Origin of the sequence: Streptomyces tateyamensis (genome assembly GCF_003205575.1) — a bacterium.
Taxonomy (GTDB): domain Bacteria; phylum Actinomycetota; class Actinomycetes; order Streptomycetales; family Streptomycetaceae; genus Kitasatospora; species Kitasatospora tateyamensis.
This window is the reverse complement of record NZ_PYBW01000155.1, coordinates 51296-65063: the sequence shown is the minus strand read 5'-3', so window position 1 is coordinate 65063 and position 13768 is coordinate 51296. Positions and strand designations below refer to the sequence as shown.

General features: G+C 74.6%; 13 protein-coding genes. 8 read left to right on the top strand and 5 right to left on the bottom strand.

The genetic code is table 11. The features are described from left to right. Positions 1-25: 25 nt before the first annotated feature. Both nudC and C7C46_RS30730 read left to right on the top strand, forming a co-directional pair. Positions 26-958 carry an NAD(+) diphosphatase gene (nudC, locus tag C7C46_RS30735; protein ID WP_110673206.1) on the top strand — a complete coding sequence of 311 codons (933 nt, stop codon included), beginning with the start codon at positions 26-28 and terminating at the stop codon, positions 956-958. Between the two features lie 210 nt (positions 959-1168). Continuing rightward, the gene (locus C7C46_RS30730) at positions 1169-1966 is read left to right on the top strand and encodes a GntR family transcriptional regulator (protein ID WP_110673205.1); all 798 of its coding nucleotides are present in this window, start codon (positions 1169-1171) and stop codon (positions 1964-1966) included. Between the two features lie 63 nt (positions 1967-2029). On the opposite strand, the gene C7C46_RS30725 is transcribed toward C7C46_RS30730, so the two are convergent. Then, positions 2030-2284, bottom strand: coding sequence for a mycoredoxin (locus C7C46_RS30725; protein WP_110673204.1), 255 nt, complete (start codon positions 2282-2284; stop codon positions 2030-2032). A gap of 233 nt (positions 2285-2517) precedes the next feature. On the opposite strand from C7C46_RS30725, the gene C7C46_RS30720 reads away from it, so the two are divergent. From C7C46_RS30720 to C7C46_RS30705, 4 genes are all read left to right on the top strand, one after another. Next, on the top strand, positions 2518-4797 hold the full coding sequence (locus tag C7C46_RS30720; RefSeq protein ID WP_181442624.1) for an ATP-dependent DNA helicase UvrD2: 2280 nt from the start codon (positions 2518-2520) through the stop codon (positions 4795-4797). Positions 4798-5019: 222 nt separating this feature from the next. Next, a complete protein-coding gene (locus tag C7C46_RS30715) occupies positions 5020-5442 on the top strand; it encodes a hypothetical protein (protein ID WP_146259272.1) in 423 nt (140 codons plus the stop codon). A gap of 179 nt (positions 5443-5621) precedes the next feature. Beyond that, the gene (locus C7C46_RS30710; protein WP_425470149.1) at positions 5622-5978 is read left to right on the top strand and encodes a WhiB family transcriptional regulator; all 357 of its coding nucleotides are present in this window, start codon (positions 5622-5624) and stop codon (positions 5976-5978) included. Positions 5979-6121: 143 nt separating this feature from the next. Then, positions 6122-6364, top strand: a complete 243-nt coding sequence (locus C7C46_RS30705; protein WP_245985212.1) for a hypothetical protein — start codon at positions 6122-6124, stop codon at positions 6362-6364. Positions 6365-6509: 145 nt separating this feature from the next. Here the strand turns inward: C7C46_RS30705 and C7C46_RS30700 are convergent, their stop codons facing one another. Together C7C46_RS30700 and C7C46_RS30695 are read right to left on the bottom strand one after the other, a co-directional pair. Continuing rightward, a complete protein-coding gene (locus C7C46_RS30700) occupies positions 6510-7844 on the bottom strand; it encodes an ABC1 kinase family protein (RefSeq protein ID WP_110673200.1) in 1335 nt (444 codons plus the stop codon). Positions 7845-8015: 171 nt separating this feature from the next. Continuing rightward, positions 8016-9179 carry a ThiF family adenylyltransferase gene (locus C7C46_RS30695; protein WP_110673199.1) on the bottom strand — a complete coding sequence of 388 codons (1164 nt, stop codon included), beginning with the start codon at positions 9177-9179 and terminating at the stop codon, positions 8016-8018. 248 nt (positions 9180-9427) lie between these two features. On the opposite strand from C7C46_RS30695, the gene C7C46_RS30690 reads away from it, so the two are divergent. After that, positions 9428-10144 (top strand): M48 metallopeptidase family protein, encoded by a 717-nt coding sequence (locus tag C7C46_RS30690; RefSeq protein ID WP_110673198.1) that lies wholly within the window; start codon positions 9428-9430, stop codon positions 10142-10144. 155 nt (positions 10145-10299) lie between these two features. Here the strand turns inward: C7C46_RS30690 and C7C46_RS30685 are convergent, their stop codons facing one another. Then, the gene (locus tag C7C46_RS30685; RefSeq protein WP_110673197.1) at positions 10300-10872 is read right to left on the bottom strand and encodes an NUDIX hydrolase; all 573 of its coding nucleotides are present in this window, start codon (positions 10870-10872) and stop codon (positions 10300-10302) included. Beyond that, complete coding sequence (locus C7C46_RS30680) at positions 10869-12440, bottom strand: zinc-dependent metalloprotease (protein WP_110673230.1); 1572 nt, start codon at positions 12438-12440, stop codon at positions 10869-10871. Before C7C46_RS30680 ends, C7C46_RS30685 begins: the two co-directional genes overlap by 4 nt. A 175-nt stretch (positions 12441-12615) precedes the next feature. On the opposite strand from C7C46_RS30680, the gene C7C46_RS30675 reads away from it, so the two are divergent. After that, positions 12616-13764 (top strand): NAD-dependent epimerase/dehydratase family protein, encoded by a 1149-nt coding sequence (locus C7C46_RS30675; RefSeq protein ID WP_425470148.1) that lies wholly within the window; start codon positions 12616-12618, stop codon positions 13762-13764. The last annotated feature ends 4 nt before the right edge of the window (positions 13765-13768 follow it).

Here is a 13768-nt window from a genome sequence, read left to right as displayed (position 1 = left end):
CCGCGCGAAACGGGGACGGAGCACCATGAGCAAGTCTGAGACCGCACGCCCACTGCCGCTGGCCCGGGCCGGGGTGGACCGGGCGGCGCAGCACCGGCTGGACGAGCCGTGGCTGGCGGCCGCCTGGAGCCACCCGAGCACCAAGGTGCTGCCGATCGCCGGGGGCGAGGCCTTCGTGGTGGACACCGGGGAGGGCTCCGAGCTGGTGCTTCTGCCCTCCTTCGAGGCGCCGCAGGGCGGGGACCGCTACTTCCTGGGCATCGACGAGGACGGGGTCTGCTACTTCGCGCTGGCCGGCGAGGCGCTGCCCGGGCGGCTGGACGGCGACGCCCGGCCCGCCGGGCTGCGCGAGGTGGGCGGCTCGCTGTCGCCCCGTGACGCCGGGCTGCTGGTGCACGCGGTGGCGCTGGAGCACTGGCACCGGCTGCACAGCTTCTGCTCGCGCTGCGGGCACCCGACCGAGAAGGCGGGCGCCGGGCACCTGCGCCGGTGCACCTCCTGCGCGGCCGAGCACTACCCGCGCACCGACCCGGCGGTGATCATGCTGATCACCGACGAGCAGGACCGCTGCCTGCTGGGCCGGCAGGCGATCTGGCCGGAGGGGCGCTGGTCCACGCTGGCCGGGTTCGTCGAGCCGGGCGAGTCGATCGAGCAGGCGGTGGCCCGCGAGGTGCTCGAGGAGGCCGGGGTACGGGTGGGCGAGGTCGCCTATGTGGCCAGCCAGCCGTGGCCGTTCCCGGCCAGCCTGATGCTGGGCTTCACCGGCACGGTGGCCCCGGGCGGGGCCCAGATCACGGTGGACGGCGAGGAGCTGGCCGAGGCCCGGTGGTTCTCCCGGGAGGACCTGCGGGCGGGCTGGGAGTCGGGCGAGATCGTGCCGCCGACCGGGATCTCGATCGCCCGGCACCTGATCGAGGACTGGTACGGAGAACCGATACCGCAGACGGCGCGGTGGTGACGGCGTGAATTGTCCGGGGGCGTGCGATTCGATCGCACGCCCCTTCTTGCTGCATTGCCCACGGAATACCCGGGAGTCGATGCAGAACTGTTCATCCACACAGGTCAGGAACGTTCTGTGGATGATCCGGGCCGGAGCTGACGGAGCAATCATGGCCAGTTATGGTCGGTTTAGCTGAAAGGCCGTCACCCTGCTCGATACATTTCCGGGGTGACCCTCTCCAGTGGCAGCGTGTCGTCCCCCAAGTACCAGCGGCTGGCCGCCGATCTGCGGCGCCGGATCGCGGCCGGAGAGTGGCGCGCGGACACCGCGCTGCCGGTGGAGTCGGAGCTGGAGCAGCAGTACGGCGTGGCCCGCAACACGGTGCGGCTCGCGGTGGACGTGCTGGTCAACGAGGGGAGGCTGGTCCGGCTGCAGGGCAAGGGCACGTTCCTGCGCGAGCACCCGATGCTGGACCACCGGGCCTACGGGCCGCCGGCCGCGCCGCTGCCGGTGCCGACCCAGCGGGACGGGCTGGCGGCGCCCAGCGAGGTGTACAGCGTCGAGGCGGACGCCGCCGGGCGGGTGCTCAGCGCCGAGTTCGAGATGCTGATCGTGCGGGCCCGGGTGGACGTGGCCGAACGGCTCGGGCTGCGGCCGGGGGAGGCCGTGGTGGTCCGCCGCCAGCTGCGGCTGCTGGACCGCGAGCCCTACTCGATCGAGGAGAGCCACTACCGGGCCGGGGTGGCCGCGGGGACGGCGCTGATGGAGCCGGACCCGGTGCCCGGCGGGGACGAGGCGGTGCTGGCGGCGCTCGGCCGCCAGGAGGTGGGCGCGGTGGACCAGTTGGTGGCCCGGATGCCCGGGCCGGAGGAGGCCCAGTGGTTCCAGGGCGGGCCCGGGGTGCCGCTGCTGGTGCAGACCCGGGTCACCTACGACCGGCGCGGGCCGGTGCGGGTGATCGAGACCCGGTACTCGGCGGACCGCTGCCGGCTGGTCTACGGGCTGGGCGAGCTCGGCGCCCGCTGACCGGGGCCGCTGACCGGGCCGCCCGCCCCCGGGGGACGAGCGGCCCGGCCGGCCGGCGCCGGATCAGGCGGCCAGCGCCTTCTTGACCTGCAGCAGGCTCGGGTTGGTCATCACGGCCTCCTCGCCGCTGGTGCCGGTGACCAGGACGGTCGGCACGGTCTGGTTGCCGTTGTTGACCTTCTCGACGAAGGCGGCCGAGGCCGGGTCCTGCTCGATGTTGATCTCGGTGTAGGCGATGCCCTCGCGGTCGAGCTGGCTCTTGAGACGGTTGCAGTAGCCGCACCAGGTCGTGCTGTACATCGTGACGCTGCCGGACATCGAACAGGCTCCTTCGTCGGGGTGGGTCCGTCGGAGTGCGACGAGGCGGCGCCGCCGGAAGCGGGCCGCCGGGAAGCACAACGTACGCCCTCGCCCGCCCATTCCGGTCTGCGTTGTCCACAGCCCCGCGATGACGAGCGGACCGTATGACGATCCTGTCGGGGTTGTGGACAACGCGGCGCACGGTGTCGGTCGCGGCTGCGAGGATGGGGCCCATGCAGCAGGAGCTCTCGATGGACGGCGCCGGGGTCGGCGGGCCCGGCGGTGCGAGCTGGTACGGCGCCCGCCCGAGCGATCCGGACGCGGTGCTGGCCGGGCTGGACCCGGAGCAGCGCGCGGTCGCCACCGCCCTGCACGGGCCGGTCTGCGTGCTGGCCGGCGCCGGCACCGGCAAGACCAGGGCGATCACCCACCGGATCGCCTACGGGGTGCGCACCGGCGTCTTCCAGCCGCAGCAGGTGCTCGCGGTGACCTTCACCGCGCGCGCCGCCGGCGAGATGCGCGGCCGGCTGCGCCAGCTCGGCGCCGACGGGGTGCAGGCCCGCACCTTCCACTCAGCCGCGCTGCGCCAGCTCCAGTACTTCTGGCCGCGCGCGGTCGGCGGGGAGGTGCCCCGGCTGCTGGAGCGCAAGGTGCAGTTGGTGGCCGAGGCGGCCGGCCGCAGCGGCCTGCGGGTGCAGCGCTCCGAACTGCGCGACCTGACCAGTGAGATCGAGTGGGCCAAGGTCACCCAGATCGTGCCGGACGACTACCCGGTCGCGGTCGCCAAGGCCGGCCGCGACGCCCCCCGGGACGCGAGCGAGATCACCCGCGTCTACGCGGCCTACGAGCAGGCCAAGCGCGACCGCAACGTGATCGACTTCGAGGACGTGCTGCTGCTCACCGCCGCCATCCTGGAGGACCGCCCGGAGATCGCCGAGCGGGTGCGCGGCCAGTACCGCCACTTCACCGTGGACGAGTACCAGGACGTCTCCCCGCTGCAGCAGCGCCTGCTCGACCAGTGGACCGGCGGCGGGGCCGGGGCCGGCCTGTGCGTGGTCGGCGACGCCAGCCAGACCATCTACTCGTTCACCGGCGCCACCCCCGACTACCTGCTGAACTTCCGCACCAAGCACCCCGACGCCACCGTGGTGAAGCTGGTCCGGGACTACCGCTCCACCCCGCAGGTGGTGCACCTGGCCAACGGCCTGCTCGGCCACGCCCGCGGCGAGGCCGCCCGGCACCGCCTCGAGCTGGTCTCGCAGCGCCCCAGCGGCCCCGAGCCGGTCTACCTCGAGTACCCGGACGAGCCCGCCGAGGCCGAGGCCACCGCCTACCGGATCAAGGAGCTGATCGAGCAGGGCGTGCGGCCCAGCGAGATCGCGGTGCTGTTCCGCACCAACGGCATGTCCGAGATCTACGAGCAGGCGCTCGCCGACCTGGGGCTGGCCTACCAGCTCAAGGGCGCCGAGCGGTTCTTCGAGCGGCCCGAGGTGCGCGAGGCCGGGCTGCTGCTGCGCGGCGCGGCCCGGGCCGGCAGCGATCCGCTCACCGCCGACGCCCCCGACCTGGCCGCCCAGGTCCGCGCGGTGCTGGCCACCCGGGGTTTCACCGCCACCGCGCCGGCCGGCTCCGGTGCGGTGCGCGAGCGCTGGGAGTCGCTGGCCGCGCTGGTCCGCCTGGCCGAGGAGTTCGAGGCCGGGCGCCGGGCGGCCGGGGAGCCGGCCGACCTGCCGGCCTACGTGGCCGAGTTGGACGCCCGGGCCGCCGCCCAGCACGCGCCCGCCGTCGAAGGGGTCACCCTGGCCTCGCTGCACGCCGCCAAGGGCCTGGAGTGGGACGCGGTGTTCCTGGTCGGCCTGACCGAGGGCACCCTGCCGATCATCTACGCCAAGACGGACGAGCAGTTGGAGGAGGAACGCCGGCTGCTCTACGTCGGGGTGACCAGGGCCCGGGCCCACCTGTCGCTCTCCTGGGCGCTGGCCCGCTCGCCGGGCGGCCGGGCCGGCCGCAAACCCACCCGCTTCCTGGACGGGCTGCGCCCGGGCTCCGGCGCGGGCGGCTCCCGCACCGGGGCGCGTGGCGGCGCGGAGGGCTCGGGGGAGCGTTCGGCGGCGCGCCGGGCGCCGCGCGGGCCGGTCCGCTGCCGGGTCTGCGGGCGGACCCTGACGGAGGCGGTGGAGCGCAAGCTGCGCCGCTGCGAGGACTGCCCCTCCACGATGGACGAGGGGCTGTACGAGCGGCTGCGCGAGTGGCGCTCGCGCCGCGCCAAGGAGCAGGGGGTCCCCGCCTACGTGGTCTTCACCGACGCCACCCTGATGGCGATCGCCGAGGACGTGCCCGCAAGCGTCGCGGAACTGACCCAGATCTCCGGCGTCGGTGCCATGAAGCTGGACAAGTACGGGGCTGACGTGCTCTCGTTGTGCTCGGGGGAAGACCCCGAGGTGGAGCAGGCCGCTGAGTCGGACGACCCCTCGGGTGAGGTCGACGCAGGCCTTGCCGAGGACGAGTCCGAAAACTCGCCGGAAAAATAGTTTGCGCGCTGTGCATGAAGCGCAATAGCCTGCCGGAGCGGTCAAGGGGACGCGGCCGCAAAAGCCTCGGGAACCATCCTGACCTGGCTTTCCCCTGCGCATGATCTTGCTTGACCCTGCCCCGGCAGGACGCACGACCTGACAGACATCCGAACACCGGAGCCCGGGGGACTGGGCACCGCGAGACGCCGAGAGGAGGCGAAGACAGTGGGAACGAACCAGATGATCACCAAACTGACTGGCCAGACCTCTGTCGTTGCCTCGCTGTCCGGCGTGCTCGGCGGTCTGGGTCTCGACGCCATTCCCGGCGGCGTTGCCGGCGGTGCCAGCGCTTCGTGCGCCGGTCTGCTCAGCGCCTCCCTCGCCCCCAGTGTCCTGGGGACGGGTGTCGAGACGGGTCTGTTCCTGGGCTGGGGCGAGGTCTCCGTCGACTCGGTGCGCGTGATGCGCGACGAGCGACCGACCAAGGCACCGAAGGCAGTGGCAGTGGCGGCCGAGCATGGCGCCTATCTGCGGGCCGGCGGTGCCGGAGCCGCCAAGCAGGACGAGCAGCTGATCAACCAGGCCAAGGCCGCCTTTGCAGGCGCCGAGGCCGTCCGGAGCCGGGCCTTCCGCGGGCCTGAACCCTGGAGAGAGCGAACCTGAGGAACCCTCAGGTCGGCCACTCCAGGGCCGCGGAACCCGTCTCACGGGATCCGCGGCCCTTCTGTTATGTCCGGTACGACAGACCACCCAAGGCCCTCCGGGGCCTCCGGCCCAGCCCGACCAGTCAGCTGGACCGGAACCACAACAAGACGAGGAAGACGCCACCAGTGTCCACGGTCATCACACCGCCCCTCCCGTCCGTACCGGCAGTGCCGATCCCGGCTACTCCTGCTCCGTTCCCCCCTCCGGAAGGCTCTCTCATGCAGCTCACCTCGCTCGACGACGCCGAGACGCTCGGCGCTCCCATCCCGTGCCGCTCCTTCGACCCCGAGGTCTTCTTCGCCGAGACCCCGGCTGACGTGGAGTACGCGAAGACCCTGTGCGGCACCTGCCCGGTCAAGGAGGCCTGCCTGGCCGGCGCCCTCGACCGCCGCGAGCCGTGGGGCGTCTGGGGTGGCGAGCTCTTCGTCCAGGGTGTCGTGGTGGCCCGCAAGCGGCCGCGTGGGCGTCCGCGCAAGACCGAGGTTTCCGCGTGAACCCGCTTCGAGCAGCGACAGTCCCCCGGGAATGCCCCCCGGCGGACGGCGCCCTGCGCCACTCCGTTCGCATCGCCCATGCCCAGGCTGATGCCGCGGTACAGACCCCCTATCCGACCACGCACCACGAGCAGGACCACGACATGGCGATCACCGCGGGGCCGAACGCCCGCGCCGAGCAGACCACCGAACTTTCGATCCAGAACAGGACCCTCGAGATGCATCTACTGCAAGAAAACCTGGCCCGCGCCCATATGCAAGAGCGCCTGCAGGAGGCGGAGGACCAACGCCTGGCCCTGCGGGCGATGCGGGTCGCCAAGCTGCGCCGCAAGGCCGAGCGGGCCTCGCTGCGGGCTCGCAAGGTGCTGGCCACCGCGGTGCTCTGAGCCGGCGGCCCCAGGGCCCGTCGACTGTCCGACCTGACGCTTGCGGTGGCGGTGCCCCGGCAGTCCCCGAGGAAGGGACGGCCGGGGCACCGCCGCGTCCGGCCCCGGACGCCGCGCGGGCGGCGCGGCCGGGCCTGCTCGGCGGCTACTCGGCCTCGGCGAAGCCCGGCAGCCAGTCGAGCATCTCGCGGCGGAACGGCGCCTGGGCGCCCAGCTGGCAGAGCACCCCGATGGTGCTCAGGGTGACCCGGTGGATCAGCAGGTAGTCCGGCGGCAGGTTGAGCTGCTTGCCCAGGTTGTGGGCGGGGGAGCGGGGATCGGCGATCCGGGCCGCCTGCGCCCGCATCCAGGACCGGGTGAAGTGGAACCGGTCTACCGCGGCCGGCTCGATGATCGGGCGCAGGTAGTCCAGCACCGCGTCCGGGTCGAGCTGGATGGTCGGCTTGACGAAGCCCTCGGTCCGCAGCATGTCCAGCACGCCGACCGCGTCGTCGGCCAGGGCCAGCCGCAGCGAGTCGCCGATCGGGCGGGGCAGGCCGCCGGGCAGCCGGTCCACGGTGCCGAAATCCAGCACGCCCAGGCGCCAGCCCTCGATCGGGCCGTCGTCCTTGAGCAGCCGGAAGTTGCCCGGGTGCGGATCGGCGTGCAGCAAGCCGGTGCGGGCCGGGCCGGCGAACAGGAAGTGCGCCAGCAGGTGCCCGGCCCGGTTGCGCTCGGCCTGGCTCCCGGCGGAGATCACCTCGGCCAGCGGCGTGCCGTCCATCCACTCGGTGACCAGCACCTGGTCGGCCTGGGCCACCACGCCCGGCACCTGGATGTCCGGGTCGCCGGCGAACTCCGCGGCGTGCGCGCGCTGGGCCTCGGCCTCCAGCGCGTAGTCCAGCTCCTCGCAGATCCGCTCGCGCAACTCGGTGATCAGCGGCTTGATGTCCAGCCCGGGGATCAGCGGGCCGACCAGCCAGGCCACCCGGCTGAGCTGGCCCAGGTCGGACAGCAGCGCCTCGCCGGCCCCGGGGTACTGCACCTTGACCGCGACCGGCCGGCCGTCCTGCCAGACCGCCCGGTGAACCTGGCCGATCGAGGCGGCGGCGGCCGGGCGGTCGTCGAAGCTGCGGAAGTCGGAGCGCCAGTCCTTGCCGAGCCGCTCGGCCAGCGCCGCGTGAACGCTGGCGGCCGGCATCGGCGGCGCCGCGTCCTGAAGCTTCGTCAGCGCGGCCCGGTAGGGGCCGGCCACCTCCTCGGGCAGGGCCGCCTCGAAGACCGAGAGCACCTGACCGAACTTCATGGCGCCGCCCTTGAGCTCGCCGAGGACCTTGAACAGCTGGTCCGCGGTGGCTTGCTGGAGCTCGGCGGTGACCGCCTCGGCGGACCGGCCGCCGATCCGCTTGCCCAAGCCCAGGGTGGCCCGGCCCGCGATCCCCAAGGGCAGCGCGGCGAGCCGTGCGGTGCGGGTCATAGCCTTGCGCGGAAGATCGCTCACCCGGGGCCTCCCAATCCTGCCACCCCTCACGAATGGCCTGCTGTGGCCGGGGGACGGCGGCCACTAGGCCATTGTGCCCGCTCCCCGCTTGCACCCGGCCAGCGCCGGCCGACCGGATCGGGCGGGACGGCTCGGCATCGAGCGGGGCGGTGCGGCGCCCCGGCCGCCGGATCAGCGCCAGAAGCAGCCGCAGTCCAGGTGGGGCGGCAGGCGCCGCCGACGGGCCATGCCGTCGGCGGCGGAGACCTCGAAGTAGCCGTCCACGCTGAGCGGTCGGGCGCCGTCCAGCTGGAGCAGCACCTGCAGGGCGGCCAGGCCGGCGACCGCGGTGGCCAGCGCCCCGTCACAGGCCGGCTCCGGCGGCCGGCCTGGCCCGCCGTCGGCCAGCTGCGCGAGCAGTTGCGGCCAGGCCGAATCCTGCTCGGCCCGGGTCAGCGCGACGCAGCCGCCGCAGGCCGAGGCCCCGGGCAGCACCAGCGGGCCGACCACCCCCAGGTGCTCGACCACCCCGGTGTAGAGGTGCGGCACCCCGGCCCGCAGCAACGCCCGGGCCGCCACCGCCGGACCGGCGAAGGCACCGCTGCCGTCCCGCGGGGCGAACACCACCAGATCCGGCCGGGGCGGCCGCTCAGGCCGCTCGAGGTGCCCCGACTGCCCCGGCTGCCCGGTGGGCGGCCCGGTCCCCGCCGCGGGCCGGCCGGCGGCCCGGGCCACCACCTCGCGCGCCGCGCCGACCCGGGAGCGGCCCAGCTGTTCGGGCCCGAGCCCGGCGGGGGAGCAGTCCGCGGGGTGCACCCGCCCCTCGTCCAGCACCGCGACCGCGCCCACCCCGGCCGCCGCCAGCGCGGCCGCCAGCGCCGCCCCGACCCGCCCGGCGCCGCGCACCTCGACCCGGGCCCGCGCCCGCGCGGCGAGCTTGGCGGCACCCGCCCCGGGCGGTGGATGGAGCAGCGAGAGCGAGGCCAGATCGGGGCCGAGCAACGCGCGCCGGCTGGGCACCAACCCGGTCAGCTCGCGCTCGACGGCGCCCGCGTCCTCCAGCAGGCCGGTGCGGGCCAGCTCGGCCAGCGCCTCGCGGACGTACGGCGGGGCCAGCCCCAGGCGGCCGGCGGCGGCCTCGACCGCGCTGGTGTCCCGCTCCCCGTCGAGCAGGGCGAGGAAGGAGCGGTACCGCTCGTCCGCCTCGGCGACCACCTGGGCGCGCTCAGGGTCGGTGCCGAACTGCAGCGTCCGCCCGTCCCGCCAGGCGCGGGAGAGCGCGGGCTTGAGGAGCGGCCGCACCGCAGCCGCCCCGGAGCGGGGCAGCGCGCGCTGCTCGGTCTGCACGGTCGACATGGCGACTCCAATTCCCCGCGGGACAGTGCGCACGCCGATTGCCGAATGGCTTCACCCGACTCCGGTGCGTAATGAGAGCCTGCCTCAGCTGCGGAATTTCACCAACCCAGTTGTCCACAGGCAGCGGAGATCATCTGACCAGCATTCAGGCGGTCCGCATTCCGGAAGGTGAATGCTGATCACCGGGAGAAAGAAATCCGGCCCGGGCAGCGGACTTATGTCAGCCCCACCGGGTAACGTCGTGTGCCATGGCAGCCGAACGGGATTCCAAGCCCTCGGCGTCGCCTCGGCGTGCCCGTGCCGCGGCCGGGCCGGGTCCCGCGACGCCCGCGCACCGCACGGTGGAGGCGCCCGGCGCCCCCCAGCGCCCGACCGACGCCCCCCGCACCCCCCATGGCCACGCCCACGGCGGCCCGGTCGAGGTGCGTCGCAGTGCCCGCCGCAGCCGCACGGTCTCGGCCTACCGCGAGGGCGACCGCACGATCGTGCTGATCCCGGCCCGGATGTCGCCGGCCGAGGAGCAGCGCTGGGTCGCGCAGATGCTGGACCGGCTCGCCGCCCAGGAGAGCCGCCGCACCCTGGGTGACGAGGCGCTGTTCGAGAAGGCCCGCCGCCTGTCCGCCGAGTTCCTCGGCGGCCGGGCCCGGCCGGACCGGGTCCGCTGGGTGACCAACCAGAACTCCCGCTGGGGGTCCTGCACCCCGAGCGAGCGCACCATCCGGCTCTCCCACCGGCTGCAGGGCATGCCCGAGTACGTGCTGGACTACGTCCTGCTGCACGAGCTGGCCCACCTGCTGGTGGCCGACCACGGCCCGCGGTTCTGGGCGCTGCTGGAGGCCTACCCGCGCACCGAGCGGGCCCGCGGCTACCTGGAGGGGGTCGCGGCCGCCGCCCGGCTGCCGCACGTCCCCGGTGCCCGCGGCGCGGAGGAGCTGCCCGGCGGCGAGCCCGAGGTCTGCGGCTGAGCCGCAGACCTCCCCCCGGCCCGGCCCGCGCCGAGCGGCCTCAGCCCACCAGGGCACGGGCCCCAGTACTCAGCCCCAGGCCTCGGTCCAGCAGGCCTCGACCCGTCAGTACTCAGCCCCAAGCCTCGACCCAGCAGGCCTCGACCCGTCAGTACTCAGCCCACCAGGGCGCGGGCCAGCCCGACCAGCCGGCGCACCGAGTCGTCGGTCAGCTCCGGCAGCTCGTCGAAGCCGAACCAGCGCAGGTCCAGCGACTCCTCGCTGATCAGCTCCCGGGCACCGGCCGGGGCCAGCGCCACGTACTGCACGTCCAGGTGGGTGTTGGCCGGCCGGTCCTTGCCGGTGCAGTGCACCTGGTGCCGGTCCAGCTTCACCGGGGACGGTCGCCCGGCCCCGCCGGTCGCCAGCAGCGTGAGCCCGGCGATCCCGGACTCCTCCACCGCCTCGCGCAGCGCGGCCGCGCCCAGCGTGGCGTCGGCGGGCTCGCAGTGGCCGCCCATCTGCAGCCAGAGGCCGACCTTGGGGTGCAGGGTCAGCAGCACCCGCCGGTCGGCCGGGTCCACCACCAGCGCGCTGGCGGTCAGGTGCGCGGGCAGGCAGGACTTGTACAACCCGTCCTGACGATCCGCCAGGTGGGCCAGGTAGTCGCGGCGCAGCTCGCGCTGGTCGTCCTCGGCGGGCGCCCAGGCGGTCAGCGCCGCGACCGCGTCCTCGTGCAGCGTGCTCATGAAGCGGGCTTGTCCTTGCCGTCCGCGTCCCCGGAACCCTTGGCGTCCTCGACGCCCTCGCCGGACGCGGAGGCACCGCCGTCGGCAGCGGACGCACCGCCGCCGGAGGCGCCCCCCGAACCGCGGCCGGCAGCGCCCTGCGCCGCCTCGCCCAGCAGCCGGTCGATCGCGTCGAAGTCCAGGCCGCCCTCGACCGGCTCCCCGGTACCGCGGTGCACGAAGCCGTCCGGGTCGTCCAGGTCGGTCGCCGTGGGCAGCATGTCGGGGTGCTGCCACAGCGCGTCCCGGCCCTCGGTGCCGCGCGCGTCGGCCAGCGAGGCCCACAGCCGGGAGGCGTCGCGCAGCCGGCGCGGCCGCAGCTCCAGGCCGACCAGGGTGGCGAAGGTCTGCTCGGCCGGTCCGCCGGTGGCCCGGCGCCGGCGCAGCGTCTCGCGCAGCGCCGAGGCCTGCGGCAGGTGCGGCTCGGCGGCGGCGTGCACCACCGCGTCCACCCAGCCCTCGACCAGCGCCAGCGCCGTCTCCAGGCGGGCCAGCGCGGCCTTCTGCTCGGGGGTGTCCTCGGGCTGCAGCAGGCCGTTGCCCAGTGCCTCCTGGAGCGCCTCGGGGTTCTCCAGGTCGAGGCGGCCCATCAGCTCCTCCATCCGGGAGGTGTCCACCTTGATCCCCCGGGCGTAGGCCTCGACCGCGCCGAACAGGTGCGCCCGCAGCCACGGCACGTGCGCGAAGAGCCGCTGGTGGGCGGCCTCGCGCAGGGCCAGGTAGAGCCGCACCTCGTCGGCGGGGACGGACAGGCCCTCGCCGAACTCGGCGATGTTCTGCGGCAGCAGCGCGGCCTTGCCGGCCGGGGCCAGCGGCAGGCCGACGTCGGTGGAGCCGAGCACCTCGGCGGCCAGCGCGCCCAGCGCCTGGCCGATCTGGGTGCCGAACATGGCCCCGCCCATCGAGCGCATCACGCCCATCAGCGGGCCGGCCATGGCCTGCATCTCCTCGGGCAGCACGCCGCCCATGGCGTTGCCGACCCGCTCGGCGACCGGGTCGACCAGCTCCTGCCAGACCGGCAGGGTGGCCTCGATCCACTCGGCCCGGCTCCAGGCCACCGCGGTGGCCGAGGAGGACGGGAACTCGGTCACCGAATCCAGCCAGAGCTCGGCGAGGCGGACCGCCTCGGCCACCGCGGAGCGCTCGGTAGCGCTGACCGAGCGGTCCTTGGTGCGGCCCTCGGGCTGCTCGGCCACCACGCTCTGCCGGGCGATGTCCTTGGCCAGCTGCCAGTTGACCGGGCCGCCGTCGAACGAGAGCATCTGGCCCAGCTGCTGGAAGGCGGCGCCGAGGTCGTTCGGGTTGAGGCCGCCCATCATGGACGCGAACGGGTTGTCGCCGCCCTGGCCCGGACCGCCGGCCCCGAACAGCGCGCCGAACGGGTTGGCCCCGCCGAAGCCGAACGGCTGGGGCTGGTCCGGCTGCTGCGGCTGGTCGCGGGGAGGTTCGTGCTTCTTGCCTTCGCCCTGGTCCTTGCCCTCCTCGGGCTCCTCGGGCGGGACACCGAATCCGAAGGGGAGGTCGCTCACGGGTTCCTCGATCTGGTCGGCCGTCACGCTGGTCGGGTGGCGGGAAAGCAACTTCAGGACAGTGGACGGGCGGGCGCGCCCGCGCCGGGTGCACCGCCGGGCCCTCTCCTCGGGCAGGATGGACCGTACGTGACACTCGTACGTACGCACTTAAGCTAACCGTGGAGGATCGCCGGTGAGTTCCCCGCCTTCGGACGTTCGCTCTGGGCTGACCGGAGGCGACCAGGCCCAGGTGGCGCCCGGGTCCGCGCCCCCAGCCTACGGCGGCCGACCGCTCACCGTCGCCGTCACGGGCGCGGCCGGCGTGCTCGGCGCCCGGCTGGTGGCCCGGTTGGTCGAGTCGCCCGGCGTGCGCAAGGTGCTGGCGATCGACGACCGGCGCGGCGAGGCCTCCGGGGTGCAGTGGCGGGTGCTGGACGTGCGCGACCCGGCGGTGGCCGAGCGGCTGCGCGGGGCCGACGTGGTGGTGCACCTGGCGATGGACTTCGGGATGGAGGCCGACCCGCGCACCCGCAGTGCCTACAACGTGCGCGGGGCGCAGACGGTGGTCACGGCGGCTGCGGCCGCCGGGGTGCCCCGGGTGGTGCTGTGCACCTCGGCCATGGTCTACGGCGCGCTGCCGGACAACGAGGTGCCGCTGGCCGAGGACGGCGAGCTGCGGGCCACCGAGGAGGCCAGCCTGGTCGGCGACCTGCTGGAGATCGAGCGGCTGGCCCGCCGGGTGCCCCGGGCCCACCCGGGCCTGCAGGTCACCGTGCTGCGCCCGGCCGTGGTGGTCGGCCCCGGCGTGGACACCGTGCTGACCAGGCACTTCGAGGCGCCCCGGCTGCTGGTGGTGGCCGGTTCCCGGCCGTGCTGGCAGTTCTGCCACCTGGACGACCTGGCCAGTGCGCTGGAGTACGCGGCGCTCGGCCTGGTCGAGGGCGAGGTCACGGTGGGCTGCGACGGCTGGCTGGAGCAGGAGGAGGTGGAGGAGCTGTCCGGGATCCGCCGGATGGAGCTGCCCGCCTCGCTGGCCCTGGGTACCGCGGCCCGGCTGCACCGGCTCGGGCTGACCCCGGCGCCGGCCGGCGACCTGGCGTACACCATGTACCCCTGGGTGGTCTCCGGCAGCCGGCTGCACGAGGCGGGCTGGCGGCCGAAGTACGGCAACGAGGAGGTGCTGGCCGAACTGCTGGCCCAGGTGGCGGGCAAGCACGCGGTGGCCGGGCGGCGCCTGGGCGGCAAGGAGGCCGCCACCAGCCTGGGCGCGGCAGGGGCCACGGTCGCGCTGGTGGGCACCGCGGCGCTGGTGCGCCGGGCCCGCAAGCGCCGCCGGTTCTGATCCG